The 26,143-nt window shown below is 61.5% G+C and carries 25 protein-coding genes and 1 pseudogene; 15 read left to right on the top strand and 11 right to left on the bottom strand.

The features are described 5' to 3' along the window. From gmd to MH112_RS00045, 9 genes are all read left to right on the top strand, one after another. Nucleotides 1-993: GDP-mannose 4,6-dehydratase (gene gmd, locus MH112_RS00005; RefSeq protein ID WP_296562446.1), on the top strand; the 993-nt coding region annotated here is incomplete at its 5' end. Nucleotides 994-1,057: 64 nt separating this feature from the next. Continuing rightward, the gene (locus MH112_RS00010; protein ID WP_296562447.1) at nucleotides 1,058-1,810 is read left to right on the top strand and encodes a hypothetical protein; all 753 of its coding nucleotides are present in this window, start codon (nucleotides 1,058-1,060) and stop codon (nucleotides 1,808-1,810) included. Between the two features lie 91 nt (nucleotides 1,811-1,901). Beyond that, nucleotides 1,902-2,648, top strand: coding sequence for an FkbM family methyltransferase (locus MH112_RS00015; protein WP_296562449.1), 747 nt, complete (start codon nucleotides 1,902-1,904; stop codon nucleotides 2,646-2,648). Then, nucleotides 2,645-3,595 (top strand): GDP-L-fucose synthase, encoded by a 951-nt coding sequence (locus MH112_RS00020; RefSeq protein WP_296562451.1) that lies wholly within the window; start codon nucleotides 2,645-2,647, stop codon nucleotides 3,593-3,595. The genes MH112_RS00015 and MH112_RS00020 overlap by 4 nt, the downstream gene beginning before the upstream one ends. Before the next feature lie 16 nt (nucleotides 3,596-3,611). Then, nucleotides 3,612-4,808: a glycosyltransferase gene (locus MH112_RS00025; RefSeq protein ID WP_296562453.1), complete on the top strand. Its 1,197-nt coding sequence runs from the start codon at nucleotides 3,612-3,614 to the stop codon at nucleotides 4,806-4,808. Next, complete coding sequence (locus MH112_RS00030) at nucleotides 4,805-5,980, top strand: hypothetical protein (RefSeq protein WP_296562455.1); 1,176 nt, start codon at nucleotides 4,805-4,807, stop codon at nucleotides 5,978-5,980. The genes MH112_RS00025 and MH112_RS00030 overlap by 4 nt, the downstream gene beginning before the upstream one ends. Nucleotides 5,981-6,332: 352 nt before the next feature. After that, nucleotides 6,333-7,163, top strand: a complete 831-nt coding sequence (locus MH112_RS00035; protein ID WP_296562456.1) for a hypothetical protein — start codon at nucleotides 6,333-6,335, stop codon at nucleotides 7,161-7,163. 130 nt (nucleotides 7,164-7,293) lie between these two features. Then, a complete protein-coding gene (locus MH112_RS00040; RefSeq protein WP_296562457.1) occupies nucleotides 7,294-8,346 on the top strand; it encodes a hypothetical protein in 1,053 nt (350 codons plus the stop codon). Between the two features lie 3 nt (nucleotides 8,347-8,349). Then, the gene (locus MH112_RS00045; protein ID WP_296562458.1) at nucleotides 8,350-9,363 is read left to right on the top strand and encodes a hypothetical protein; all 1,014 of its coding nucleotides are present in this window, start codon (nucleotides 8,350-8,352) and stop codon (nucleotides 9,361-9,363) included. Between the two features lie 260 nt (nucleotides 9,364-9,623). Here the strand turns inward: MH112_RS00045 and MH112_RS00050 are convergent, their stop codons facing one another. Both MH112_RS00050 and MH112_RS00055 read right to left on the bottom strand, forming a co-directional pair. Continuing rightward, a complete protein-coding gene (locus MH112_RS00050) occupies nucleotides 9,624-11,786 on the bottom strand; it encodes an AGE family epimerase/isomerase (protein ID WP_296562460.1) in 2,163 nt (720 codons plus the stop codon). Nucleotides 11,787-11,984: 198 nt separating this feature from the next. Continuing rightward, on the bottom strand, nucleotides 11,985-12,959 hold the full coding sequence (locus tag MH112_RS00055) for an NAD-dependent epimerase/dehydratase family protein (protein WP_296562461.1): 975 nt from the start codon (nucleotides 12,957-12,959) through the stop codon (nucleotides 11,985-11,987). A 570-nt stretch (nucleotides 12,960-13,529) separates the two neighbouring features. Between MH112_RS00055 and MH112_RS00060 the strand changes: the two genes are divergently transcribed. Further along, nucleotides 13,530-14,537, top strand: a complete 1,008-nt coding sequence (locus MH112_RS00060) for a WecB/TagA/CpsF family glycosyltransferase (RefSeq protein WP_296562463.1) — start codon at nucleotides 13,530-13,532, stop codon at nucleotides 14,535-14,537. Here the strand turns inward: MH112_RS00060 and MH112_RS00065 are convergent. Then, nucleotides 14,466-15,089: pseudogene (locus MH112_RS00065) on the bottom strand (SapC family protein); the annotation flags it as partial. The gene MH112_RS00060 and the pseudogene MH112_RS00065 overlap by 72 nt on opposite strands. 133 nt (nucleotides 15,090-15,222) lie before the next feature. Here MH112_RS00065 and MH112_RS00070 point away from each other — a divergent pair. After that, nucleotides 15,223-15,849, top strand: a complete 627-nt coding sequence (locus MH112_RS00070) for a class I SAM-dependent methyltransferase (protein WP_296562465.1) — start codon at nucleotides 15,223-15,225, stop codon at nucleotides 15,847-15,849. Between the two features lie 46 nt (nucleotides 15,850-15,895). On the opposite strand, the gene MH112_RS00075 is transcribed toward MH112_RS00070, so the two are convergent. The 4 genes from MH112_RS00075 to MH112_RS00090 form a co-directional block, all read right to left on the bottom strand. Further along, nucleotides 15,896-16,957 (bottom strand): hypothetical protein, encoded by a 1,062-nt coding sequence (locus MH112_RS00075; RefSeq protein ID WP_296562467.1) that lies wholly within the window; start codon nucleotides 16,955-16,957, stop codon nucleotides 15,896-15,898. After that, complete coding sequence (locus MH112_RS00080) at nucleotides 16,954-17,691, bottom strand: class I SAM-dependent methyltransferase (protein ID WP_296562469.1); 738 nt, start codon at nucleotides 17,689-17,691, stop codon at nucleotides 16,954-16,956. The genes MH112_RS00075 and MH112_RS00080 overlap by 4 nt, the downstream gene beginning before the upstream one ends. Next, nucleotides 17,685-18,989: a glycosyltransferase family 4 protein gene (locus MH112_RS00085; protein WP_296562471.1), complete on the bottom strand. Its 1,305-nt coding sequence runs from the start codon at nucleotides 18,987-18,989 to the stop codon at nucleotides 17,685-17,687. Before MH112_RS00085 ends, MH112_RS00080 begins: the two co-directional genes overlap by 7 nt. Nucleotides 18,990-19,167: 178 nt before the next feature. Continuing rightward, nucleotides 19,168-19,986, bottom strand: coding sequence for a molybdopterin-binding protein (locus tag MH112_RS00090; RefSeq protein WP_296562473.1), 819 nt, complete (start codon nucleotides 19,984-19,986; stop codon nucleotides 19,168-19,170). A gap of 59 nt (nucleotides 19,987-20,045) precedes the next feature. Between MH112_RS00090 and sfsA the strand changes: the two genes are divergently transcribed. The 3 genes from sfsA to radC all read left to right on the top strand — a co-directional run bounded on the left by sfsA (nucleotide 20,046) and on the right by radC (nucleotide 22,527). After that, nucleotides 20,046-20,747, top strand: coding sequence for a DNA/RNA nuclease SfsA (gene sfsA, locus MH112_RS00095; RefSeq protein WP_296562474.1), 702 nt, complete (start codon nucleotides 20,046-20,048; stop codon nucleotides 20,745-20,747). Between the two features lie 138 nt (nucleotides 20,748-20,885). Then, complete coding sequence (gene map / locus MH112_RS00100; RefSeq protein WP_296562476.1) at nucleotides 20,886-21,710, top strand: type I methionyl aminopeptidase; 825 nt, start codon at nucleotides 20,886-20,888, stop codon at nucleotides 21,708-21,710. 76 nt (nucleotides 21,711-21,786) lie between these two features. Then, nucleotides 21,787-22,527: a DNA repair protein RadC gene (radC, locus tag MH112_RS00105; RefSeq protein ID WP_296562477.1), complete on the top strand. Its 741-nt coding sequence runs from the start codon at nucleotides 21,787-21,789 to the stop codon at nucleotides 22,525-22,527. Nucleotides 22,528-22,593: 66 nt separating this feature from the next. Here radC and MH112_RS00110 read toward each other — a convergent pair whose 3' ends face one another. From MH112_RS00110 to MH112_RS00125, 4 genes are all read right to left on the bottom strand, one after another. After that, a complete protein-coding gene (locus MH112_RS00110; RefSeq protein WP_296562479.1) occupies nucleotides 22,594-22,953 on the bottom strand; it encodes a DUF6481 family protein in 360 nt (119 codons plus the stop codon). Next, the gene (locus MH112_RS00115) at nucleotides 22,950-23,216 is read right to left on the bottom strand and encodes a hypothetical protein (protein ID WP_296562481.1); all 267 of its coding nucleotides are present in this window, start codon (nucleotides 23,214-23,216) and stop codon (nucleotides 22,950-22,952) included. Before MH112_RS00115 ends, MH112_RS00110 begins: the two co-directional genes overlap by 4 nt. Nucleotides 23,217-23,455: 239 nt before the next feature. After that, on the bottom strand, nucleotides 23,456-23,923 hold the full coding sequence (locus MH112_RS00120) for an MliC family protein (protein ID WP_296562482.1): 468 nt from the start codon (nucleotides 23,921-23,923) through the stop codon (nucleotides 23,456-23,458). Nucleotides 23,924-23,966: 43 nt separating this feature from the next. Next, complete coding sequence (locus MH112_RS00125; RefSeq protein WP_296562484.1) at nucleotides 23,967-24,593, bottom strand: glutathione S-transferase family protein; 627 nt, start codon at nucleotides 24,591-24,593, stop codon at nucleotides 23,967-23,969. A 102-nt stretch (nucleotides 24,594-24,695) separates the two neighbouring features. On the opposite strand from MH112_RS00125, the gene MH112_RS00130 reads away from it, so the two are divergent. Continuing rightward, entirely contained in the window at nucleotides 24,696-26,081 is a 1,386-nt protein-coding gene (locus MH112_RS00130) for an MFS transporter (protein WP_296562486.1), read from the top strand. Nucleotides 26,082-26,143: the final 62 nt, after the last annotated feature.

The following is a 26,143-nucleotide window of genomic DNA, read 5'->3' on the forward strand; positions in this document are numbered from 1 at the left end:
TCCAAGGGCTATGTGGTCCATGGCTTGAAGCGGCGCTCATCGTCGTTCAACACCGGCCGGATCGAGCAGTTCTATCAGGACCCCCATGAGGAGGACCGCCGCCTGGTTCTGCACTATGGCGACCTGACCGACTCCACCAACCTGATCCGTATCGTCCAGCAGGTGCGTCCCGACGAGATCTATAACCTTGCGGCCCAGAGCCACGTGGCGGTCAGTTTCGAGACCCCGGAATACACCGCCAATGCCGACGCCGTCGGCACCCTGCGCCTGCTCGAGGCCATCCGGATCTTAGGCCTCGAAAAGACCACCCGCTTCTATCAGGCCTCCACCTCCGAGCTGTACGGCCTGGTGCAGGAAGTGCCGCAAAGCGAGACCACGCCCTTCTATCCCCGCAGCCCCTATGGGGTGGCCAAGCTCTACAGCTACTGGATCGTGGTGAACTACCGCGAGGCCTATGGGATCCATGCCTCCAACGGCATCCTGTTCAACCATGAGAGCCCCCTTCGCGGGGAAACCTTCGTCACCCGCAAGATCACCCGCGCGGTGGCCGCCATCAAGCTGGGCTTCGAAGACAAGCTCTATCTGGGCAATATCGACGCCAAGCGCGACTGGGGCCACGCCCGGGAATATGTCCGCGGCATGTGGATGATGCTGCAGCAGGACGAACCCGACGACTATGTCCTGGCCACCGGCGAGACCACGGTGGTCCGCGACTTCGTCACCGAGGCCTTTGCCCAGACCGGCGTCACCCTGCGTTGGGAGGGGGAAGGCGTGAACGAGCGCGGCCTCTGCGCGGCCACCGGCCGGGTCTATGTGGAGATCGACCCCCGCTATTTCCGCCCCACGGAGGTTGATTTGCTGATCGGCAACCCGGCCAAGGCGAAGGCCAGGCTCGGCTGGACCCACGAGACCAAGTGGCAGCAACTGTGCGCCGAAATGGTCGCCGCCGACCTGATCACCGTCGCCAAGGAGCAACGTCGCAATGCCGAGTGAGGTGAGTTACCAACTTATATTTAATAAAATATCGACTATATCCGAAAGGATTAGGAACCACGCTTTGCGCGTCTTCATTCCAACAGCTAGATGGTTGTCGGCTAGAGTAAAACCCTCCCAATCGGCCCTCATTAAACTAGGAACGGGTTATGGCGGGTGGGTGATAGCAGAACCCTTGCCTGGTGCAGATAAACGCTATGCCTTGCTGTGCGGAGCCGGGGAAGATGTGTCATTTGACATTTCCCTTCAGCAGTCAATTGATATCAATTGTGTAATTATTGACCCGACACCAAGAGCAATTGATCATTGGCAATCTCTATTAGAGAGCATTAATTCAGATGAACCGTTAGCAATAAACAGTTCCCCTACAGATTTCTATGATCTAATCGGCGTAGATTTTTCAAAAATTCATTATGCTCCCTACGCTGTATGGATCAGAAACGAAGATCTGAAATTTTGGTCGCCCAGAAATCCTAAGCATGTTTCATTCTCTGCGGCAAATATTCAAAATACGAATGATTATGTCCTTGTTCCAGGAAAAACTCTAGAAGCTCTATCGCCCGTACCTGCAAACGATGTAGAAATCGTCAAACTTGATGTAGAAGGCATTGGTTCTTTAATATTATCTTGGATGATACAGAGTAATTTCTTGCCAAGGCAAATTCTTGTAGAGTTTGAAGAGTGCATATTTCCCTCCCTTCGTCGCGATCAGGATGTAAAACGTAACGTACGCGCCCTGGAAGGCCTGGGATACGACTTGGTGCACTTCGATGGCATCGCCAATGCAACATTTCTGAGAATAGAGCAGGCAGATTGATTTTATGCTGAGACGGGCATTCATGGGGGGCGAAGCTGCCATAAGCACCGTGGCCAAGGAGCAGCGTCGCAATGCCAAATGAGGTTGCCCCATGTCGCTCATAGATTCGGCGGAGCGTCTTTCGCAACGGGCCCTGAAGCTGGCGCGCGTGGTCGCAGCCGCCGGACCCCGGCGTGCTCTGGTTAAAACCCGCACTGCCGCCGGGATGGAGCACGCGCCGGTCCTGAGCTACTGCCAGGCCAAGACGGTGATCGATGTGGGCGCCAACAAGGGCCAGTTCGCCCTGGCCGCGCGCCATGTCCTGCCTGAGGCCAGGATCATTGCCTTTGAACCCCTGGCCCAGGCCGCAGAGGTGTTTGAGGCCAATTTCGCCGGCGACCAGAACGTCGAACTCCACCGCCTGGCGCTGAGCGATAGCGCAGGCCAGGCCAGGTTCCACGTGGCCGGCCGGGCGGACTCCTCCTCCCTGCTGGCGCTAGGCCAGAACCAGACCGCCGTCTTTGGCGTCTCGGCTGACCATGAGATTGAGGTCACCACGGCGCGGATGGACGAGGCGCTAAACCTGGCCGATTGCCCAGGCCCGATCCTGCTAAAAATCGATGTGCAGGGGGCCGAGCATCTGGTGCTGGCCGGCGCACCGCAGTCTCTAGCCGCCATCGCCTTTGTCTATGTGGAATGCTCCTATATCAGCCTGTACGAGACCCAGGCCCTGTTCACCCACATCCTGGACCAGATGGCCGCCGCCGGGTTCGAGCTGGTCGGTGCCTTCAACACCCATTTCGACCCCGCACTTGGCCCCATCCAGGCCGATGTACTGTTTCGCAAGGTCAAGTCATGAACGTGATCTACCCCCTCAAGGGCAAGCGCATATGGGTCGCCGGCCATCGGGGCATGGTGGGCTCTGCCGTCGTGCGGCGCCTGGCCACCGAGGACTGTGAAGTCCTGACCGTGGGCCGCGACGAGCTGGACCTGCGCCGGCAGGCCGAGGTGGAGGCGTGGATGGACCAGACACGCCCCGACGCCGTGATCCTGGCCGCGGCCAAGGTGGGCGGCATCCTGGCCAACGACACCTATCCCGCAGACTTCCTGTATGAAAACCTGATGATCGAGGCCAACATTATCCACGCCGCCCACCGGACCGATGTGGAGAAGCTGTTGTTCCTGGGCTCATCCTGCATCTACCCCAAGGAAGCGCCCCAGCCGATCGTCGAGAGCGCCCTGCTCACCGGCCCCCTTGAGCCGACCAATGAGTGGTACGCCATCGCCAAGATCGCCGGCATCAAGCTGGCCCAGGCCTATCGCCGCCAGCACGGCCGCGATTTCATCAGCGCCATGCCCACCAACCTCTATGGCCCCGGCGACAATTACGACCTGAACACCAGCCACGTGCTGCCGGCCCTGATCCGCAAGGCCCATGAGGCCAAGATGGCCGGCGCCGACCACATCACCATCTGGGGCACCGGTGCCCCGCGCCGGGAATTCCTGCATGCCGACGATTGCGCCGATGCCCTGGTCTTCCTGCTGCAGCGCTATTCCGGCGATGAGCACGTCAATGTGGGCTCAGGCGAGGACATCACCATCCTGGAGTTGGCTCAGTTGGTCTGTGAGGTGGTTGGCTTCGAAGGCGAGATCCAAACGGATCCAACCAAGCCGGATGGGACGATGCGGAAGTTGATGAGTGAGTACACGCTAAAGACAATGGGCTGGGAGCCTCAGACAAGATTTAGGGACGGCGTGGCCAGGGTCTACGAAGACCAAAGATTCCCGTCTGCAATGCACCCCTAAAAAGACCGACGCCACTATGTGGATCGCCAGCGGCCAAATGAATCAAATGACGCAAGACGCGCCAAATAACCCCGCTCAAACTGTCGATCATGCTAAATCTTTTTTAAAAAAAGGACGCATTCTGTTTGTATCGGACTCAGTTGATTTCGGGGGCCACGAACAGGTCTGCCTCGATCTGGCAAATCAGGCTCTAGCGTTTGCGGATTGTGAATTTGCCGTATCACGGAACAATCAATATTTTGCCAAGGCTATTATAGAACAGATTGGCGTAAAACCCACTCTTGTCAATGTTAATTATCGACGATTAGGTGTCGCGTTTGGTCAATTCTATTTTGATCAACGCACTAAATGGCGCAATGTATTTGCTACTCATCCAGACCATACGATTATAGTTGCTCAAGGGCGCATAGAAGCCGCGACGCCAGTGATGTCAGAACTTGCCTCTCAACGACGTCCCTTCCACAGTTTAATACCGTTTGCTCACTCAATAGAGGATTTAAAGGGACCAGGCTTTTATCGCAACCTGGAAGAGAAAATCAGAAAACGATGGTACCGGCTTCCGGAAACATACATCGTGCCAGGTTCAACCGCAGAACATCAGCTTCGTGCCAGGGGTGTCGATGTCCCAATCTATAAGGTACCGAATTTAGCCGCTACCCCAAATTCAAAATCATCAACTTCAAATACAATTCGATGCATAGGTCGCATAGATTTTTGGCAAAAGCGCCAGGATTTACTCGTTAGGCTAATGGCTGAAGCAAGAGCACACGCGCCTCGACTCAAAATCGACTTCATAGGTACTGGCCCGGACGAAGATCGGCTTCGAAAACTCATAGCTCGCCTTGACCTAAATGATAGGTGCCGCGTTTTCGGGTTTCTGCCTCGCCACGAAATTTACGCTGACTGCGCCGCAGTGATTATTCCATCGAGATTCGAGGGGGTACCTCTTGTCATGTTGGAAGCACTCAGCGCTAACATTCCTGTATTAGGCTCAAATATCGACGTCTTCCACGAGTATCTCCCACGCTTTGCACTGTGCGACTTTATAGATGCTCACTCGCTAATTGACTCTTTTGCACACGCAACGGCATTGGAAAATCAACCTGTCTGGAAAGAGGTCTACGATAGAGTTCGCACGGCACACGGCGCGCAAGCCCACAAAGATGCCGCCGCAAAAGCGATTTCTGCAGTGCTGAACGGACAGGATCGATGAGAATTCTTCTTGTCTGCGGCTTCTTCGAGACAACGCTTAATAGTTTTCGAGAGAATCAGTTCGCACTGCGGCTTGCCGCGAACGGGCACCAAGTGCACGTCCTCACAAGCACGGAGAGCCATGTCTGGCGCTACGGGCGTGCACGTCACGCCCTAACGGTCCCCAATGGTGAAGAGGAGCGTTACGCAAACGTCAAAGGCCTAACGATCTCGCGGCGAAAGCCATACATCCGTGTTGGGGATTTGGTTTTCTTCAATTTGCATCGGAGCGATTTTGAAGGCGTGGATGTTGTTCACGTATTAGATTTCAGGCAAGGCGTGACCGCGCTGGCCGCTAGGCTCGCCCAAGCACTTAATATCCCAGTAGTATATGATCATGAACAGCGAGGAAATCGTCGCGGTCATCTGCTTCATGGCGCTGATAATTTTATTCGCCGGTCCCTAATCCGCCTTGGTGCAACTAGCGTCACATTAGTTCGCCACACGGTTCATACCAATGCGAACTTTCTTCAAGAGGTAGCCCCCAGCATTCCAGTGGATAGATATCGCCTTTCGCCCTTAGGTGCTGACGAGGCAATATTCTACAAAGACGACGATTTGAGGATGCGGCGACGTTCTGAGTTGGGCATTGCACCCCACGAGCGCGTCGTAGCTATTACGGGGAGATTTTCTAACGAGAAAAGGCCCCTGGATGTTGCAGTTGCAGTCGCCGACGCTGGCAACCGGGCTATTTTCTGCGGGCCTATGTCGAGCGACGTTCAAGCAGCTCTAAAAAATTATCCCAACGTCATTGTAATTGGCCCAGCGACACAGATCGATTTGAACGCAATCTACAACGCTGCCGATCTCGCAATATTTACTACCTTCACACTCTCCTATTGGGAAGCGCTTTCTTCGGGTACTCCAATATTGGTACCACGAACCTCTTTTTCTGACCAAGCTTCAGCGAATATGCCGGGAATTAATACATTCGGCGATGAGAGTATGTTTTCTGTTCCGGAGGAACAATACCACGCTCATGTGAACATTTCTCATTTTATACTTAGCTCTTTGAATTCTTTTGATTGGCGAAAGCAAGAGCATATTGGTAATCACGTGAGCTGGACCGGCCGCATTAAATCATTAGAGGAACACTATCGTGATGCGATAAGAATAAAACGATCAGCTGGCTAGGATGATAAAGTCAACCCTCATTCTCGCATTACGACTTGTAATAGTCAGTGCCTCCTTTTTGTTTGCAATAGGTGTTCTTTCGTGGAGTGATAACCATGAATCCTTGTCTGCATTAGTAGTGTTTCAGAATAACACAAATCTCTTTGCAACAATCTGCTCCCTTGGTTTTTCAAACACAGTTCTATTTTACGCTTCGCGAGGACGACGGCAGGCTATCTGGGCTCTGCTCCAGTTTGTTGCTTGGCTCCCATGGCTAGGCACTGCTTGCCTTGCCCTAGCAGTGGGCTGGGCAATGATCCAAAACGAGCCACTCGAGACCGCACTGCTGTTAGCCGTTGGGACAGTGCTATTCATGACGGCGATGGTCATGCCGAGCTACTTCATCGGGCTAAATCGAGAGAAGACGTACGCGCTCGTTGAAATTGGCTGGAGTATTGCCTTCGCCGCCCTCATTGCGTGCAGCGCTGCCGCCGACTGGGCGTCGCCAGATCTGGTAATCTGGTCGTACATTGGGCTTTCTGCTGGCAAATGCGCCAGCTACATTCTAGCTGCGCCTGAAATTGTGATCACCGCTGTAAAGGCACCGCTAAGGAAGCCTAGTGTCCCACTGATTTTGCGCTTTGGTTCAAAATCGTGGGGGATTAGCGTTATCACAGCGGTCGCTTATCGAGGTGTAATATTCAGCATCCTTAACGCTCATACGAGCACAGATAAGGGGCAGATACATTTGCTGTGGGCCATTGGAGATCGCATGCAAATGCTAATTGGCGTCGCTAATACTCTGATATATAGAGCATTAGCCTCAGGATCCACGAGTGTACGAGGTATGTTTGTAGGGATAAACTACGTGTATCCACTGACCGCAACGGTTACCTTTGGCGGTGCGGCAGGCGCATCAGCGCTCTGGTTTCACTTCCTCCGCCAACCTTTGGATGCTGCGGCTTTTGCACTCCTGCCCCTCTTTGCGCTTTGGGGTGGACGGGCGCTCTTCCAGAACCTCCTCTTGGCTCAACGGCGGTTCACGCTCGTTATGGCCAATGCACTCGGATTGCTCCTGCTAGTGGCGACCGCTACCGTATCACTGAATTCCGTTGGTGCCGATTTCCTGACGCTGGCTGTCGTAACTGGCGTCTTGCTATCTCTGTCGATGGCCCACCTAACGTGGAGCATCAATCGTGAATGACCGGACCCTAGCCTCAGGTCGCATGTCGACGGAGCGATCTGGCTACACTGCGGTTGCCGTTGTTGTCCTCATACTCTGCATGATGCCAAGCACGTTTATTATGGGGGTCCCCGTTCCCTTGATCGGAGGCATGAGCGCAGCGTTGGCTTCCTTGATTTGGCGCTCGGACACACGCCTTCAGGCTGCCTTGGGCCTAGCCTGGCTCTCCACTGCTGTGTCCTTTACGGCGTCCCTGAACAATGGGTTGCCTACGATTGAGGTTGCCAAGGCCGCTTTGGGGATGGGATTATTTTTAACCGCTCTCATTTTCTTGCCTCAGAAGATCGCCCATCTGCGCGCATATCCAGCTCCTACATTAGAAATTTTGGCTATATTAATCTGCCTCGCCTTCATTCTAGAGAAATTTCAGGTTTTTTCGATGAAGGAGATTGGACTCGTCGATTGGTTCGAAACAAGAAACTATACAGCCAATTTTGACACAAGGCCGTCAGGTTTATACTCAGAACCCTCTTGGATGGCGCTCAGCTTAATTGGCTTGAGCGTAGCGATGTTGGGGAAGCCCGGCCGTTTCAAGCCATTTGCGATAGCAATTTCGCTATTTTGTGCAGCTTGGTGCGGCTCGTCAATCGGACTCCTCATGGCCGCATTAGTCACGAGCTGGATTGTCGTAAACGCTCCAATTCCAGTTCATCGCCGCGAAGTCCGCGCACTTGTAAAGGTCGTATCTGTTTTTGGCGTTATTCTAGCTTCTTTAGCTGTATTCCCATTTATCGATGCCGACCAGGCACGCAAAATACTGATGCCGTTTGATTATGGCTCCGGCGTTAGCCGCTTCTTGAGGCCGATACCTTACTTACAGGACGTTCTAGCCAGAACACCATTTTTCGGCCAGGGACTTTCTTACATGACCGAGCGTCTCCTTGGCTTGACTGGGCTCGCAGTTCTTCCAGTGAATGTCATGCTCGACACGGGACTATTTGGCGTCGCCGTATATGGTATTTTCATTGCGACTACTCTAGTTAAAATGCGAGCAAGCGCCTTTAGTTGTTTACTTGTTATGATATTACTGCTGTCTCTTGGGATGCAATACAGTCCCTGGCAGGCAATTTTGATCGTTATGATTTCGTCCATGTCCCGCCCAAGTGAGCAAGTTAGGGCATATCGAGCGGCGCACAGGGGATAAATATTGAAACTTCTATATGTCAAAAAGGCATATGCCGAAAGTTACCTTGGCGGCGACGCCATATTTGACAGAAAACTTGGATGCGCCCTTGAACGGGCAGGCCACAGTGTGTCCGTAATGGATATGCATCCTGGCGGGAGGGCCTTTGCAGTTCCTACCATGATCACCCAAAGACTTCCTCCAGATGCAGCGCGCTTTGCGACGCCTCAAGCCATACGGAAATTTTGCGAAGCGGCTCAAGGCGAGGCATGGGATGGGATCGTCATCTCTCATGAATCACTTCTGCCTATCGGAATAGTGAACTCTTTTGCGGCACCAATGTTTTTCATTTTGCATAATTTAATGAGTCACGCTCGAGGCAATCTCGGAATACATAGCTTCCTTAGGTCTCGCTGGGATAGAATTGAGAGATCTGCATTCGAGAAACGGAATGTTGCCGTTGGAGTACTGTCTTACAGAGAGCAGATGATTTTACCTGCGGATGTTAGGGATCGTAGCATTTTAATACAGCCTGGTTTGGGGTCTATCTATAGCACCGCTGAATCGCGTATTGATACATCAAGGGTTTATCTATCTGGGTCTTCGGATTGGGGCTTAAAGCGCCGGGACCTCAAGAGGTTCAACAAATTAGTAGATTCGGGTCTGGTTGTGATAAATGGAGAAATTCCAGATGACGGAACCTTGAGGGTGGGCATCGTTCCAGATCAATTTCAAGCAGGCTTTAAGTTGAAAGTGCCAGACTATATATCCAGAAACTGTGCTGTGATTAGTCTGCATGATTTGTTTGAAGATTTTGAACCTAGCCTTGCCCCTCAGGATGCTCTAATAAAGATATCTCACCCTTCCGAGATCGGAGCAAAGCTCCGCCTTCTGCAAGCTCGGGTGGATGCCGTTGCAGCAGATGTTCAGCGCTGCAAGGCGATTTGGACAGAGCGGCTGACCTGGGACGCGTGTGCGGCCAACGTCCTGAAGGGATTGAGGGTTGCGGCTAGGGCTGCCCACGATGCAGCGGGTTAGTGTCGGTGAGTATTCTTTTGCGGTAGAGCTGCGTCGGTGGCCTCAGCAATGGCGCTCTCAAATGCATAGTTTTGATCTGCCCCCTCCTGATCTCGGGCCTTGAGTGAGGGTCCGTCCTTGGACCAGGCACCCGTTTCTCATCCATCCACAGCGAGAGATGCTACGCTCCCAAAGTTTGGTCCAACTGAGGCTGGAGTTTTCCGGCCTGTATCACGGTGGCGGGCTGGCAGCGCCGGGGACAACGATCGGCTTCGACGAGTTCATCTCTCAAACCCCCGACACGCCACCACCGCATGATAGAACGAGCTCGCTGGGGCGGGCTCTGGTTTGAACCCTCCGCTCAGCCCCCACACATCGCGCCAGGCGCCGGGCGCGGGGGTGTCGAGGTAGCGGGCCAGCGCCTTCGCCGGCGCCAGGGCGTCCTCACCCAGGATCAGGGCCGCCTTAAGCCACTCGGTCTGGGGCCAGAGACGGGCGTCGGGGTCGCGGATGGTGAGGTCGTCGTTCAGCGCGTTGATCGCCACGCCACGGGCGGGGTCTATGCCCCTTTGGCCTGCGGCATAGAGCCGGTGGGCGGCCGGCAGGGCGCGGGGCTCGCCGGTCATCTGGCCCCAGCGGGCCAGCAGCCAGGCCCATTCGAACTGGTGGCCGGGCTCGACCAGGCGGCCGTCTTGCCCCGGCGCGGACGCCCAGGCAGCGTCGAAGAATTCCCGCAAGTAACCGCCTTCGGCGTCGATGAAGCGGGTGAGCGCCAGCTCGACGATCTCGGCGGCCAGGTCACGCCACTCACGCCCGCCGCCGGCCTCGACCCAGGCCATGGCGGCCTCCAGCAGATGCATGTGGGCATTGGCCTGGAAGGGATGGGCGCCGGCCTCGCGGAAGCCGCCGGCCGGGCCGCGCAGGGTCTCGAGGGCGGCCAGAAGGCGACGGCCTTCGCCCGCAAGGTCCACGTGACCGGGGTCTGCGGCATTCAGGGTGGCCATGGCCAGCAGGGCAAAGGCCTGATCATAGAGGGCGGCGGTCTCGTCCAGGGGCTCGCCAGCGCTGGACACCAGCGCGCGGAACAGGCCGTCGGGACGGCGGTAGCGGGCCAGGAAATAGTCCATGCCGTGCCAGGCGGCCTGTCGCCAGGGGCCCTGCCAGCCCATCTGGCCGGCGGTGGCGTAGACAAAGGTCTGTCGCGTCTGCACCCGGGAGCGCCGGGGCGCCTCGACGGGATTGCCGTCCGGGGTCAGGGCCTCATGGAACCCGCCGCGCACATGGTCGGCGCCCAGGCTCCACCACAGCGGCAGGGCGCTGGTGCGCAGCCAGCGGTCGAACCAGACGCTGGCCTGCGCGATGGTGTCGAAGGGCGCTGGCGTCGGCAGGTGCTCGCGTCCCTCGGCCTTCAGCTGGTCGACGGCGGTCTTGACCTGCTGGCTGGCGGCGAGGTCGCAGACCAGGATCTGGCCAGCGTCCACCACCACGGCCAGGTTCTCCACCCCGATCAGGGTAACTTGCGTTCCGGCCGGCGCGCGGACCAGACAGTTGCGGGCGTCCACCGCCAGGGCCTGCCCGCGCAGGGCGTTGCCGGCCGCGTCCTGGTCGCTGGCACTCCACACCGCATCCCAGGCACCGAGGTCTGACCAGGCAAAGTCCACCGGCAGGACAGCGGCGCGGGCGGTCTTTTCCATGACCGCATAGTCGATGGAGATCTTGGGCGCAGCGGCAAAGGCCTCGCCCAGCACCAGGGCGCCGCCCTGCGCCTCGCCGGCACCGGCCACGGCCTTGCGGGCTGCCGCGCTGATCGCGGGGACAAAGGCGTCGAGCTCGGCCAGTAGGCCAGCGGCGCGGACCACGAAATTGCCGCTGTTCCACAGATAACCGTCGGCGATGTAGCCCTGGGCGGTCTGCGCATCGGGCTTTTCCACAAAGGCCTCGACGGTGAACACCGGGCCCGCCGGGACGCCTTTGCGGATATAGCCATAGGCGCTGGACGGGCTGTCAGGCCGCACGCCAAGGGTGACGATCAGGCCCTGCCTAGCGCCGGCCACGGCGGTCTCTACAGCGGCGCGGAAGGCGCCGGCATCAGGCACATGGTGATCGGCCGCCACCACTACGGCGACGCCGTCCTTGTCACGGGCATCGATCCAGGCGCAGGCCGCGGCCATGGCCGGGGCGGAGTCCCGCGCTTCCGGCTCCAGCAGCACGGCGGCCGCAATGCCAATTTCGGACAGTTGGGCTTCGATCAGGTCTCGGTGGGCGAGGCCCGCCACCACCACAACTTCTGCCGCGCCCTCCAGCCCCGCCACCCGCAGCACAGTCTCCTGAAACATGGAGCGCTGACCGATCAGGGGCAGAAACTGCTTGGGGTGACTGGCGCGCGAGGCCGGCCACAGGCGCGTGCCTGATCCCCCGCACATGATCACCGGATAGATCGCCAAGATCGTCGTCCCCCACGGTGGCCGGTCCGGTCCAGGGCGACCTTGTCACCTTGGGTGGTCCGACACGCTCCCGGTTAGCGTGCAATTCCCAGGCCGGCCAAGCCAAAAGCGGCCAAATCTGCGCCAGGCCCTCTTATCGGCGAATTTTGTTGCGGTCACATAACGCCAGGGGGCTCGATTGGCCCCTTCAAGGGGCCTTCAGCCGTAAAACTGGCGATACCAGGCCACGAACCGGGGCAGGCCCTGGGCGAGGCTGACCTTCGGCTGATAGCCGGTGAGCGCGTGCAGCTTGGTGATATCGGCATAGGTCTGGGTGACATCCCCCGGCTGCATGGGACGAAACACCTTGCGGGCCTCAACGCCGAGGGCTGTTTCCAGAACGCCGATCATCTCCATCAGCCCCACCGGGGCGCTGTCGCCGATATTGAGGATCCGGTTGGCACCCCGCTGCGGCGGATGATCCAGGGCACCGATCACCCCGTCGACGATGTCGTCGATATAGGTGAAGTCCCGGGCCATCTGACCCTGGCCAAACACCTCGATGGGCTCGCCCGCCAGGATCTTCTGAGTGAAGCTGAAATAGGCCATGTCGGGCCGGCCCCAGGGGCCATAGACGGTGAAGAACCGCAGGCCGGTCTGCGGAATGCCGTAGAGCCTGGCATAGGCAAAGCTCATGAGCTCACAGGCGCGTTTGGTGGCGGCATAGAGCGAGACGGGCTCGGCCGCCGCATCGTCTTCAGAAAACCCCGCCCCGTCCCCTGGCCGGTCGCCATAGACCGAGCTGGAGGACGCATAGACCAGATGCTCAAACCCCGGCTGGTGGCGGCAGGACTCCATCACCGACAGATGCCCCGCCAGATTGGAACGCTCATAGGCAAACGGGTTCTCGATCGAGTAGCGGACCCCGGCCTGGGCGGCCAGATGCACCACCCGCACCGCGCCACTCTCGCGCACCAGCTCAGCAAAGGCCTCGGCCTCGGCGATATCCAGCTCCACCATGCGAAAGTCAGGGTAGGCCTCCAGCCGCGCGGCGCGGGCCGCCTTCAAGGCCAGATCATAATAGGGGTTGAAATCATCGACCCCGATGACGCGCTCCCCCCGCTGAAGCAGACGCTCGGCCACATGCATGCCGATAAAGCCGGCCGCGCCGGTGACGATCACAGGGGGGCTCATGGCCGGGTCGGAGACTCACGCAAATACCCGGTCGACCCCATGTCGCCGGACCTCGGCCAGGGTTCGCATGAAACGCCCCGGCGGTGAAGGTGGTGCGGACGGCGGGGCTCGAACCCGCACTCCCTTTCGGAAAGCAGATTTTCATACCACTTCGGCTTTCGCCGCCGCCCAAAAGCCTTTGAGCGTTCGTGGTCTGGACTATCCCTTCGCCCTAGCCCGCAAGGGACCTTAGGCGCCGCCCGTCTAGTCTCTACACCTTCCCCCGAGGGCCACGTGGCTCCGGGGGCTTGGCTCGGGATTAGCATCGGGTCTCCCCCTTAGCCTTCCCCGAGTTTGAGCGGTTCTACGTCGCGGATTTCCCCGCGGGCACTCCAATGGTCAAAGTCTGCTGCGTCTACCGTTTCGCCACGTCCGCACATGGTGGGGCCTTCCTGCCACAGGCCAGACAAGGTGGCGAGGCCTGGGGCGCGAACATCTGCCAAGGAAAGGGCCGCTTAACACCCCGACCCTATACTGGACCCCAGAAACGCGAGGGTCAGGCCACGGGCCAAGGCCCCAAAGGTCAGGTGGATGTTGGAACGGCGACGCGAAGAACGCAGACCCTTTCGCAAGGCGCGCCGCGCGCTGGAGCGGATCGAGGTGCTCGGGGCCAAGGTCGATCTCGTCCGGCCCGAAGAGGTCATGCATCACGTGGAGGCCGCCGTCGACGCCGGTGCCCCCTATGTGGTGGCCAACCACAATCTCCATAGCCTCTACCTACTGCGCCGGGAGCCCGATCTCGCCGCCTTCTTCGACGACGCCGATCTGATCGAGGTCGACTCGACACCGGTCATTGCGTTTACCCGAACGCTGGGCCTGCAAAGCCGCCCCTTCCACCGCTGCACCTATCTGGACTGGCGCGACCATTTCTGGAGCGTCGCCGATCGCAAGGGCTGGCGGATCTATTATCTGGGGGGTGCCCCCGGTGTGGCCGCAGAGGCGGCAGAGGCCCTGAACCTCGCCTATCCCAATACCCACATCGGTGTGCGGCACGGCTATTTTGACGTGACAGCTGGCGGCCCTGAGAACGCTGAGGTTCTGGCAGAGATCGCAGCGTTCGCCCCAGACATCCTGTTTGTCGGCATGGGTATGCCGCGCCAGGAGCGCTGGATCATGCAGAACAAGGCAGCCCTCCCCCCCTGCGCGGTGTTCTCAGTGGGCGCAGCCTTCGACTATGAGGCCGGCGTGCAGAAAGCCGCGCCACGTTGGGTCGGACGCGCAGGGTTCGAGTGGCTCTATCGCCTAGTCCATGACCCCGTGCGCCTGTGGCACCGTTACTGCGTGGAACCCTGGTTCATGATCGGACCGGCGATGGGCGATATCCTAAGGGCTGTGCGAGACCAGCGCCTCTTCAAGAGCCCGCCCGCCGCCCCGTCAGGCGGCGGCCGACGTGATCAGCCGGTCAGCCAGTCGGTTCCAGTTCAGTGTGGACTGGATCTGGCTGAATATCGCGCTGAGCCAGCCCCGGCGGCGAAGCTCGAGAAAGTGTTCATCGCTGAGCGCCCGAAGTCGCGCCTCGTCGATCGTGAGAAAGCCTGAGAGGGTTTCCTTCTGCCCCCCCGGTAGGTCGATCACCGCGGTGCGGCCATCCAGTAGATCAAGATCGCGCAAGGCCGCCACGAAGGGCTTAGTGGCAAGCTCGGCCGCCTGAGCCGAGCGACAGAACTGCATGGCCTGCTCCAGGAGGTCGGTCGGCTGATCGCGGACAAACAGCGGCGCGCCGCCGGCCGGGATCAGCACATCAGCCCCCTCATTGATGCACAGGGCCACAAGGTCCTCTTCTTCCTGGCGCAGGATAAAGGGATAGCGACGGACATAGATCGGCACATAGGCACCTTCGCGCCAGGCCCCCTGCTCGTCGACAAACAGGTTCTCGCCTTCACGCAGGCCCAGGATCGCCACAGGCCGCGCGCCATCGCCCGCTGAAAAGCCAATGGGGTACCATTGGGCGGCGAGCGGAATCTCCGCCAGGGTCAAGGGCACCGCATTGGCGCCCCGGGCAAAGTCGAAATCCAGCGGTGCCCGAAGCTGAAGCGCCCCATGACGCTGCAGGCTGATGGTCACCGGATTGTCGTAGAACAACGGCTTCATCGTCTTGTCAGGCTCCCTCCCCCAAGGAAACTGTTCCGGGCCCAGATAAACAGCCGACCACTTCGTCGCATCCTGAAGCAAAGCCGTCTATGAGCGAAGCCTGCGACTTATGCGTTGTTTTGAAAGCTTAATCATGACCCCGCTCCTCACGCCACTGCCTGTAAACATCGACGAAATCAAAGGATTTCTCGATCCACGGGAGGGTGCTGCCCTGCAGGCCGCCGCCCTAGCGGGGGCAAAGCTGGGGGGCTGCCTAGAAATCGGCGCCTATTGCGGCAAGTCGGCGATCTATATTGGCGCGACCCTAAAGAGCCTGGGCGCTGTTCTGTTCACAGTCGACCATCACCGTGGATCAGAGGAAAACCAGCCTGGCTGGGCGTATCACGATGCTGAGCTCTGGGACGGTGCCGCTGGCGCCATGGACACCCTGCCCCACCTGCGCCGCAACCTGCGGACGGCAGGGCTTGAGGAGACCGTGATCCCCATTGTGGGTCGCTCTGGCGCGGTGGCGGCCCACTGGGGCGGCAAGCTGGGCTTTCTGTTCATCGATGGCGGCCACACCCTGGAGGCCGCACTGGCCGACTATCGCGGCTGGACACCCCATCTGGTGAGGGGGGGACTCTTGGCCATCCACGATGTCTTCCCCGACCCCGCCGACGGCGGCCGCCCGCCCTTCGAGATCTATCAGCGCGCCCTGGCGTCCGACCTGTTTGTCGAGGTGGAGGCGGTTGAGAGCCTGCGGGTCTTAAGGCGTCTCTGATAGGCGGCCACACAAGGCATCGGGCCTGGAATGCGGGTCAGACACCTCAGCCGTGGCTCACCAGCACCCGAGAGGCCGGCGTCAGATCATAGACCGCGTCGTGTGCGAGGATGGCGGCGGCCTGGGTCCAGGTGGGGCGTTCTTCGGGCCAGATGATGGCCTCGGCGAACTGCCACCCCATCCAGTAGACCCCGTCGTCGCCCCGGTGCGCATCCTGCCAGGTGAGCAGCTCGGCCGCCTGGCCTGGCCGGCCCAGGGCCACCAGGGTCATCACAAGCTCGCAGGTCTCCGCCACCGTCGCCCAGGGCTGGTCGGCCACGCAGCGACAACCGACACCAGGCTCCACGAACCGTGACCAGCCCGCGTCAAGGCGCGCCAGGGCCGCAGGGCCGCCGAGCGCGCCGCCCAGCATCGGATAGTACCAGTCCATGGCAAAGCCTGAGCGATCGGCGGTGCGGTCAAAGCGCTCCGGGCGCTCGCGCAGGGCCTGGCCAAGCCGGCAGCGGGCCTTACGCCAACGGGGTTGGGGTTCACCCATCAGCTCGGCCAGGGCCAAGGCGCATTCCAGGCTCTTATAGATTGAGGCGCAGCCGGCGCGCACCGCATCGTCGGCGCTGGTCCCATGGGCTTCGGCCGACCAGGAGATGTCACCGGCTTCATGCTGCAGGGCGAGGACGAAGTTTGTGGCGTCACGCACCATGGGCCAGTAGGGCCGCACATGGGCCACATCGCCGGTGAGCACATAGCTGTGCCAGACCACCACGGCGCAATAGGCGGCAAAGTTGCTGTCGCGGAAGGCGGGCGGACGCAACCTGGCCATATGCAGCCGGTCGGCCATGGGCAGCATATTGCCGTATTCCCCCAGCCAGCCGCCGTCGTCACCCTGGCGGGCGACCAACAGGTCCAGACCTCGGCGGGCAGCGTCCCACTCCCCGGCTACGGCAAGCGCCATGACGCATTCCCCGTGGTTCCAGGGATCCCAGGGGCCTGCGTCAAACCACGGGATCGCCCCATCGGCCTGCTGGGCCTCCAGAATGCACAGCACAGCCCCCGTGAGGGGGTCGCGGCGGCGCGGCGGGGCCCTGCGGGTTGCACTCGTGGGGCTCATGACGATCCCGCCGGTGCGCTGGCGGCCTTGCGGAAATAGAAGGCCACGCTCTTGCCCATGAGCGGCGCAGCAATCGCCTCAAGTCCCCTGGTCAAGGCCGGCTTCTCCATCAGGTCCCACACCAGGAAGCGGTGGTAGGCCTTGATGAGCGGATGATCGTCCTGTCGGTTCCAAAAGGCGCATTTGAGCCACCAATAGGGGCTGTGCAGACCATGAGCGTAATGCAGGCTCAAGAACCGGTATCCCAGGTGCTCGATCTCCCGGCGCAGGCTGTCTTGCTGGAAGATGCGCACATGCCCGCCGGGCTGGTCAGCATAGCCGCCGGTCCCAGGCGCCAGTTTCCAGCAGATCACTTCCGGCCAGGCCCTGGGTACGGTGGGCGCAAACAGGCCGCCGGGCTTCAGAACCCGGCGGATTTCCGAGAGGGCCGCCGGATAGTTGTCCAGATGCTCCAGCACCTCCGAGCAGATCACCGCGTCGAAGGTTCCATCAGCAAAGGGCAGCCGGTAGGCATCGCCTTTCAGGAAGCTGCAGGCGCCCGGGTCTTCCGGCGGGGGCAGTTGGAACACCCCGGCCATGGCCTTGCGCAAGGCCGCCTCGTCCATGTCCAGGCCCACGACGTTGACGCCGTTCTCCAGGTGAATCCCATGGCAGTGGCGGCCTTCGCCACATCCGAGATCCAGCACCCAATCGCCTGGCCGAAGGCCCAGGCGGTCCATCTTCACGGTCAGCACGCTGCGATCACCGCGTCTTCCAGCACCGCCTCATAGGCCGCCCCGGCCCGGTCCCAGGAGAACACCTCCCGGGCACGCCGGCGGCTGGCCTCGCTCAAGGTGAGGCGCTTGGCCGGATCATCCAGCAACTGGCTGATAGCGATGGCCAGGGCCTCAGGATCACCCCGGCGAACCACGACCCCAGCCTCGCCCACCACTTCGGGCAGGGCGCCTCCGTCGGTGACGATCACTGGAGCGGCGCAGCTCATGGCTTCTGCCGCTGGCAGACCAAAGCCTTCGTAGAGAGACGGCGTCACGCAGATGGTTGCCCGGCCATATTGCTCGGCCATCTCCGCGTCGCTCAGGCCGCTGATGAAGCTGACCTTGTCAGCGATCCCTAGGGTTTTGATCAGCTTGCCAGTGGGGCCGTCCGGCTTCAGCTTGCCGATGACCACCAGCTCCAGGTCAGGATAGGTGGCCAGGAGATCGGCATAGGCCTGGATGAGGATGCCCAGGCCTTTCAGCGGGACATCGGCGCTGGCGGTCGTGAGGATCCGGCGGTCGCGCCGCCGAAGGTCGGGCTGGGGCCGGAACACCGTCTGGTCGATGCCCAAGAGAATGGCAGTCATCCGTTCAGGCGCAATCTTCAGATAGGACGCCACGTCACGGCCCGCACTCTTGGACACCACGATCACCCGGTCCAGACGCGGGGCCACATGCTCCTGCATGGAAAGGAAACTGTACCAACGGCGGATCAGCCAGCGGATCTTGGGCTCGGGTTCGGCCTCCAGGGCCAGTTCCAGGTCCCGGCGGATCGGATGGTGGATCACGCCGACCACGGGCAGGCCCGACCGCTTGATGTCCAACAGGCCATGGCAGAGGGACTGATTGTCGATGACCACGTCATAGTCGGCAGCATGGGCTCGCAGATAGCGCGCCGCCCGGCGGCCAAAGGTGTAGGGCTCCATGAACTTGCCCGACAGGTGGCCGAAATACTCCGCAAGGTCTGTCCAGCTCAGCAGGTGACGCAGGCGCAGGGCCAGATGGCCGTTGTGGGGCTGGTCGTAGAGGTCCAGCGACGGGATCTTCACCAGACCGACCTCAGGTGCCAGGTCGGGATAGGGCGGACCTGACAGCACATCGACCTTATGGCCCCGCGCCGCCAAGGCGCGGCTCGCCTGGGACAGGTAGACGCCCTGCCCCCCGACCCGGGGATCTGAGCGATAGGAGAGGAAGGCGATCCGCAGGGGACCGCCAGCGCGCCGCCGACCAGACGGACCCGCACGGTCGGTGTCTTTAACCAAGGGAGTGTCGAGCATGGCCTCGGGGTCTACAGCGTGAAGCAGCGAGAGCCTAGGCGAACCTCGCCTTTCCCCCGTCTCTGGGTGCCTGGAGCTCCGAAATCCGGCACCCCTCCGGCGCGAGGAACCTCCAGCAGCGCTGTTTCAGACATGTGTCGGAATGTGTCTGACCGCGCCCTGCCTGCCGCAATGGACTTTAGCCCGGCGTCTCCACGACGCTCACCTGGGTGATACCGACCTCGGCCAGGACGGTGATCAATTCGCTCAAGGTGGTCTCCACCTCATCGGGGTCGCGGCCGCGGATCACCAGGTTCGAACCAAACCCGTCGGCGCCGTAGAAGGGATAGCTGCCCAGGGACAGGGCCGGATGGGCCTTGGCCAGACCCTCCAAGGGTGAGGCGATGGCACCTTCACCTGAGCCCTCGACCCGCAGGGTGCGCGAGATCACGACGGCACCCCCCTTCAGCTTGGGTCCAACGTCCTGCAGCATGCCGCGCATGATCTGTGGCACGCCGGCCAGGACAAACACATTGCCGATGGAAAAGCCGGGCGGCCCCTGAACCGGATTGTTGACCAGCTCGCCCCCCACGGGCACCCGGGCCATGCGCCGGCGCGCGGCATTGATCTCGCCCCCCCAGCGGGCGGTCATCATGGCCAGGATGTCGGGGTGCTCGTAAAGCTCGACTCCAAAGGCGGCGGCCACGGCGTCGGCGGTAATGTCGTCATGGGTCGGGCCAATACCGCCTGTGGTGATCACATAGTTGTAGCGGTAGCGCAGGGCATTCAGCGCCGCGACAATCTCGTCCTGCACATCAGAGACCGTGCGGGCCTCGGCCAGTTCCACCCCGTGGGCGCCGAGATATTTGGCAATGTCGCCGAGATTGGTGTCGCGGGTGCGGCCTGAGAGGATCTCATCGCCGATGATCAGCACCGCAGCCGTCACCCGGCCCGCAGTGAAGGGATCAAGAGCCCCACCCGCCAGCGCATCGGCAGATGTGTCTGCGGTCCTGTCCATCGTCGCGTTCCTCGCCTAAACCCACTGCCGTCTTCAGACCTTACGGACTAGCGCGCTCCATGGATTTCCCGCAACCGCTCACACGCGGCCAGCTCATCCAACGCTATAAGCGCTTCCTGGCTGACATTGTGTTGGAGGACGGCACAGAGATCACCGCCCACTGCCCCAACCCCGGTGCCATGCTGGGCTTGAACATGCCGGGCCTGCCGGTCTGGGTTTCCCGCTCACCGGACCCCAAGCGCAAACTCGCCCATACGCTTGAGCTCGTCGAGGTCGATGGCGGCCTGGTGGGGATCAACACCATGCACCCCAACCGCCTGGTGGCCGAGGCCCTGGCCCATGACGTCATCCCTGAGCTCACCGGCTATGCCAGCCACCGCCGGGAGGTGAATTACGGCGTGGCCAGCCGGGTCGACTTCCTCTTGGAAGCGCCCGACCGCCCCCGCTGCTGGCTGGAGATCAAGAACTGCCACCTGCGCCGCACAGGAACCCTGGCGGAGTTCCCCGACTGCGTGGCGGCCCGCTCCACCAAGCACCTGCGGGAACTGGAAGCCATGGTGGCCGAGGGTGACCGCGCCGTGGCCCTGTTCGTGGTCCAGCGCACCGACTGCGACACCTTCTCGGCCTGCCACGACCTCGATCCGGCCTTCGCACGGGGCCTTGAGGCCGCTGCTCAGGTCGGCGTGGAGGTGCTGGTCTATGCCTGCGACATCACCCCCAGCGAGGTCCGCATCGCCCGGGCCATGACCTGGGCGCGGTAGAGCGACCGCGGGCGCCGGTCAGGCTGACGTTGAAGTTTTGTGCTAGGGTTGCGACATAGACGTCTTTCAGACGTTCCGCCTTTGCCAGCCTCCCAGGGGGTTGAGCGGCCAAAGGCGGGCCGGGAGTATCGCAACGCCATGAGCACCACCGACGTCCTTGAGACCGAGTTCCGCGACGGCCAGATCCGCATCCATGGGCCTGAAGGCTTTGAGGGCATGCGCAAGGCTGGCCGTCTTGCGGCCGAGTGCCTGGACATGCTGACCCCCCATGTGGTCCCGGGTGCGGTCACCGATGATCTCGACAGGATGGCCCGGGAGTTCATCCTCGACCATGGCGCCCTGCCCGCCTGCCTGTTCTATCGCGGCTATTCCAAGACCGTCTGCATCTCGGTCAACCACGTGGTCTGCCACGGCATTCCCAGCGAGCGCGCCCTGCGCGAGGGCGACATCGCCAATATCGATGTCACCTGCATCGTCGACGGCTGGCACGGCGACCACAGCCGCATGTACGGCGTTGGCCCTGTCTCGGCCCGCTCCAAGCGGCTGGTGGAGGTGACCTACGAGTCTATCGCCCGGGGGATCGCGGCGGTTAAGCCCGGCGCCACCACCGGCGATATCGGCCACGCCATCCAGTCTTATGTGGAATCCATGCGCTGCTCTGTGGTCCGCGATTTCTGCGGCCATGGCCTGGGCAAGCTGTTCCACGACGCCCCCAACATCCTGCACTTTGGCCTGCCCGGTCAGGGCGAGGTGCTGAAGGCCGGCATGTTCTTCACCATCGAGCCCATGGTGAACCTGGGCAAACCCTCAGTGAAGGTCCTGGCCGACGGCTGGACGGCGGTGACCCGCGACAAGTCTCTGTCGGCCCAGTGCGAGCACTCCATCGGCGTCACCGAAGACGGCGCAGAAATCTTCACCGCCTCCCCGGCCGGCCTCTTCCAGCCCCCGATTGAGACAGCCTAGGCGCGTAAGCGGCAGGCTAGCTCAGCCGCAAACAAGAGGCCTTGCCAATTCAGAACAAATAACGAACAGTCATGTCATGACTGTTGTTCCCGGCCTCTCTGAAGACCTCTCCCGTCAGGCCGACCTGTGGGCGGCGGCCAGCGTGAAGCCGCACCACCTGGGCCATCGCGAGCGGCTGCGGGACCGGGCGCTGAAGGGCGGGATCGAGGCGCTGCCCGACTATGAACTGCTGGAGATGCATCTCTTCCGCGCCATCCCCCGCGGCGACGTCAAGCCCCTGGCCAAGGCCCTGCTGGCGAGGTTCGGGTCCCTGGCCGGCGTGCTGGGGGCAAGTGTCGCCGAGCTACGGACGGTGAAAGGGGTGGGCGAGGCCGTCGCCCTGGATCTGAAGCTATTGCATCACACCGCCTTGCGCATCGGCCGCGAGCAGGTGGCGCGGCGCACGGTCATCACCTCCTGGGCTCAGCTTCTGGCCTATGTGAAGGTGGCCCTGGCCCATGAGGCCCGCGAGCAGTTCCGGGTGCTGTTCCTGGACAAAAAGAACCAGCTGATCGCCGATGAGGTGCAGAACCACGGCACGGTGGACCATGCCCCGGTCTATCCCCGGGAGGTCATGCGCCGGGCCCTGGAGCTGTCAGCCAGCGCCATCATCCTGGTGCACAATCATCCCTCGGGCGATCCGACCCCGTCCTCAGCCGATGTGGATATGACCCGTCAGGTGATCGAAGCCGGGCGGGCCCTGCGCATCACCGTCCATGACCACCTGGTGGTGGGCCGGGACGGCGTGGCGAGCTTCAAGGCCCTGGGGCTGATGTAAGTCCCTAGGGGCCCAATGGGCGCGGAACCAGCCGCGCCCTGGCAGGGCCGTCTGGAGGATGACCGACTACTGGCGGGCCTTGCGGGCGGCGTAGCGCCGGTCGCGGGCTTCTTTCTGCTCAGCCTTGGTCAGCGCCTTGCGGGCCTTGCGCTCACCGCGCTTGGCGTCGAGGGCCTCAGCGGCCAGGGCTTCCTCAGCCAGGCGGGCGGCCTCTTCGGCTTCGGCGGCGGCTTGCTTCTTGGCTTCCTTGGCGGCGAGACGCTCTTGGCGGACACGCTCCAGTTCAGCCTCGCGCAGGGCTGCACGTTCAGCGAACTGAGGGTCCGACACGGCCGCCTTGGGCTTCATCTTGGCCAGCAGGGCTTTTTTCGCCTCTGCTGCGGTCTTCAGCCGTTCAGTGAAACCCGTGCGTTCGTCTTGGTTCATGTGGAGCTTTCATCAGGTTGCGCCGTCTTGACGGCTGCGGAGGGGGTGGCTTCGGACGTGACAGGCTCAGCGGCGGGCTCGGCCACAGCGGGGGGGTGGAAGGTCGCCGCACAGATCGCCGCAAGGTGACGACGGACCGAATAGGTGGCCAGCAGGGCATCAACCGCGCGGCAGCCCTCGACCTTGAGCCGACGCTTCAGGTCGGCGAGATCGGCAACCTCGCCAGAGCGGGCGAGGAAATAGGCGCGTTCAAGGGTCGACATGGGCATCCTCTCAAGTTCGGCGGGACCAGAGGCCCCGTGCGAATCTCAGGGCCGGGTCGGTCATGCAAAGGCGCGGCGCCCCCGGCCCGGCGGCGCTCAAGATTCAGAATTGCTGGCAAGGATCGAAATAGGCTCGGGCTCGATCCGAAGAACAAGCGTGGAGAGCGACCGAACCCATGCAATATGACATTACCCTAACACCTCAAGGCGGCAAACGCCAGGGTGAGGCGCAGGCTCAGCTAAATCCCAGGCGAGCCGATCTCGGTGGCCGGGCGCGCTGCCACTTCGAGCTTGCAGATCACACCTTCCCCCGGGGCGCTGGCGGCACCGGCCGGCAGGCGGCTGAACACACCCTCGTTTGCACCCTTGATCCACCACTGCCAGTCTTCCCCGACATAGCGGGTGCCACTGGCTGATCGGGCCAGGGCCAGGACCTGGGTTTCGCCGCGATAGGTGATCAAGGCCGCCTCTGGCGCGCGATAGGCAACCCGCAGCCGCTCACCGTTCAGGCATCGATAGGTCACCGCATCGGGCTTGAAGTCGGCGGCCTCGCCCAGGGGCCGGGCGGCAGGGGATGTGGTGACGGCCTTTTGCGGTGAGGGCAACGCCCCGGGCTGCGCAGCAGGCTCACAGGCGGCCAGACCGAGGAGACTCATGGCCACCAGCATGGGCCAAGCTTTCAGCTTCAGCATGAGGTTAGGGGTCATCAGCGCCTCCGGTCCTACCCTAACCCCGCCGGGCCGCGGGCGCCTAACCCTTGGCGGCCGCCTCCCAGGCCTTAAAGTCTGGATCGTCCAGAAGTCTCTCCACATAGGCTGCACAGATTCCGCTATCGCCATAGTCCGTCAGGACCTGGCCATAGGTGCGCAAGCGGGTAGCAACCGGCGTGAAGAAGGCGTCGGCGATCGACCAGCGGCCTGCCAGAAACGGGCCATCGAATCGCTCAAGCATCCCAGTCCAGAGCCGCACCAGCTTGCGAATGTCGGCCTGGGTCGCCTCAGACAGCACCTTGACCTCAGGGACCTGATCCAGCGCCATGGGACATTCCGAGCGCAGGGACAAGAAACCGGAATGCATCTGGGCGGCAGCCGATCTGGCCTGAGCCCTGGCACTTGTGTCCGCAGGCCATAGGACGGCGTCGGGAAAGCGCTCGGCGAGATACTCACAGATGGCCAGGGAATCCCATACCGTTAGGTCGCCATCCTTCAGCACCGGGGCCAGGCCGGACGGGGAATGGGGCACAAGCTCGGCCTGGGTGGCGTCGCCGCGGCGCAGCTCGACTTCGGTCTCGATGAAGTTCGCCCCAGTCTTCCGCAGCACAAGCCATGGTCGCAGCGACCAGGTCGACCAGCGCTTCGTGCCGATAATGAGCTCCATGCCAACCTCCCTGAAATCTGGTTATCACTCTTGCCCAACCCCGACAGAGCCTGTCTAGAGTGGATCAACCATAAGAAGTCGGACGCCCAGGAGACATCGTAAATGACTGACACGACCGCCCCCGGGGCGACAAATGCCGACGCCGCAGTGGCCGAGCCGGAGGGCGTCCGCCCCCTGACCGCACCGGTCCGCACCTATGCCATGAGCCTGCTGCTCGGCATCTACACCATCAATTTCCTGGACCGGCAGGTGGTCAATATCCTGGCCGAGCCGATCAAGCAGGACCTGGGTCTCGCCGACTGGCAGCTGGGCCTGATGAGTGGTCTGGCCTTCGCGCTCTTTTACACTGTGCTTGGCATCCCGATCGCCCGCATCGCCGAGCGGGGCAATCGCCCCCTGATCATCGGCATTGCGGTGGCGGTATGGAGCGGGTTTACCGCCCTGTGCGGGCTTGCGCAGAATTTCGTTCAGCTGATCCTCTTCCGGATCGGTGTTGGTGTTGGCGAAGCTGGCTGCACGCCGCCCGCCCACTCCCTGATCAGCGACTATGTGCCCAAGGAACAGCGCTCTACCGCCTTGGCCTTTTATTCCATGGGTACCCCGATCGGTGGCCTGATGGGGCTGATCCTCGGCGGCCTGGTTGCTGACGCCTATGGTTGGCGGATCGCGTTCCTGGTGGCTGGCATTCCCGGCATCCTGTTCGCCATCCTGGCGATCTTCACCCTGCCGGAGCCCCGCAAGGAGCTTGCGCGCCGGACCGCCAAGATCCAGGCCAATTCGGCGACCTTTGGCGAAACCATGGCCTTCCTGCGGGGCCAGAAGACCTTCTGGTACATCTCTTTTGCCGCCGCGGTTAAGGCCTTCATCGGCTATGGCCACGCCCCGTTCACCGCCTCTTTCTTCCTGCGCAACTATCCAGACCAGGTTCAGTCCCTGGCTTCCACCGTCGGCGCCACAGTGGGCTATAATCTCCAGTCCATCGGCTTTCTGGGACTGGCACTCGGCCTAGTGTCGGGGATCGCCGGTGCCATGGGCTCGTGGTTAGGCGGATTCATCGCCGACAAGTTCGCCGCCCGTGACCTGCGCGCCCAGATGGTGGCCCCGGCCATTGCCTCGGTGGTCACCATCCCCATCTTCATCGGGGCCATGACCATTGGCAATGTGCCCCTGGCGCTTGTCTTGCTGACGCTGAATGCCTTGCTGGGCAGCCTGTGGTTTGGCCCCGTCTATGGCACGGCTCAGTCCATCGTGCCGCCGCACATGCGAGCCACAGCGTCCGCCATCCTGTTGTTTACCATCAACCTGATCGGCCTTGGCCTGGGGCCGCTGGCGGTTGGCCTGCTCAGCGATTATTTCGCGATCGGCATGAACATGGGCTCTGCCGAAGGCGTCCGCTGGGCGCTGATGGTCTCAGCCGCCGTTGGCCTAGTGGCGACCTACTGCTTCTGGCGCGCCACCCAGACCATCCGCCAAGACCACGTGGGTTGATCTAGCGCTCCTCGGTGCCCGCATTGGGCACCGGGGGGACGCACGGCTCGGTCTCCCGCAAA

The organism is Phenylobacterium sp., assembly GCF_022402485.1.
GTDB lineage: Bacteria > Pseudomonadota > Alphaproteobacteria > Caulobacterales > Caulobacteraceae > Phenylobacterium.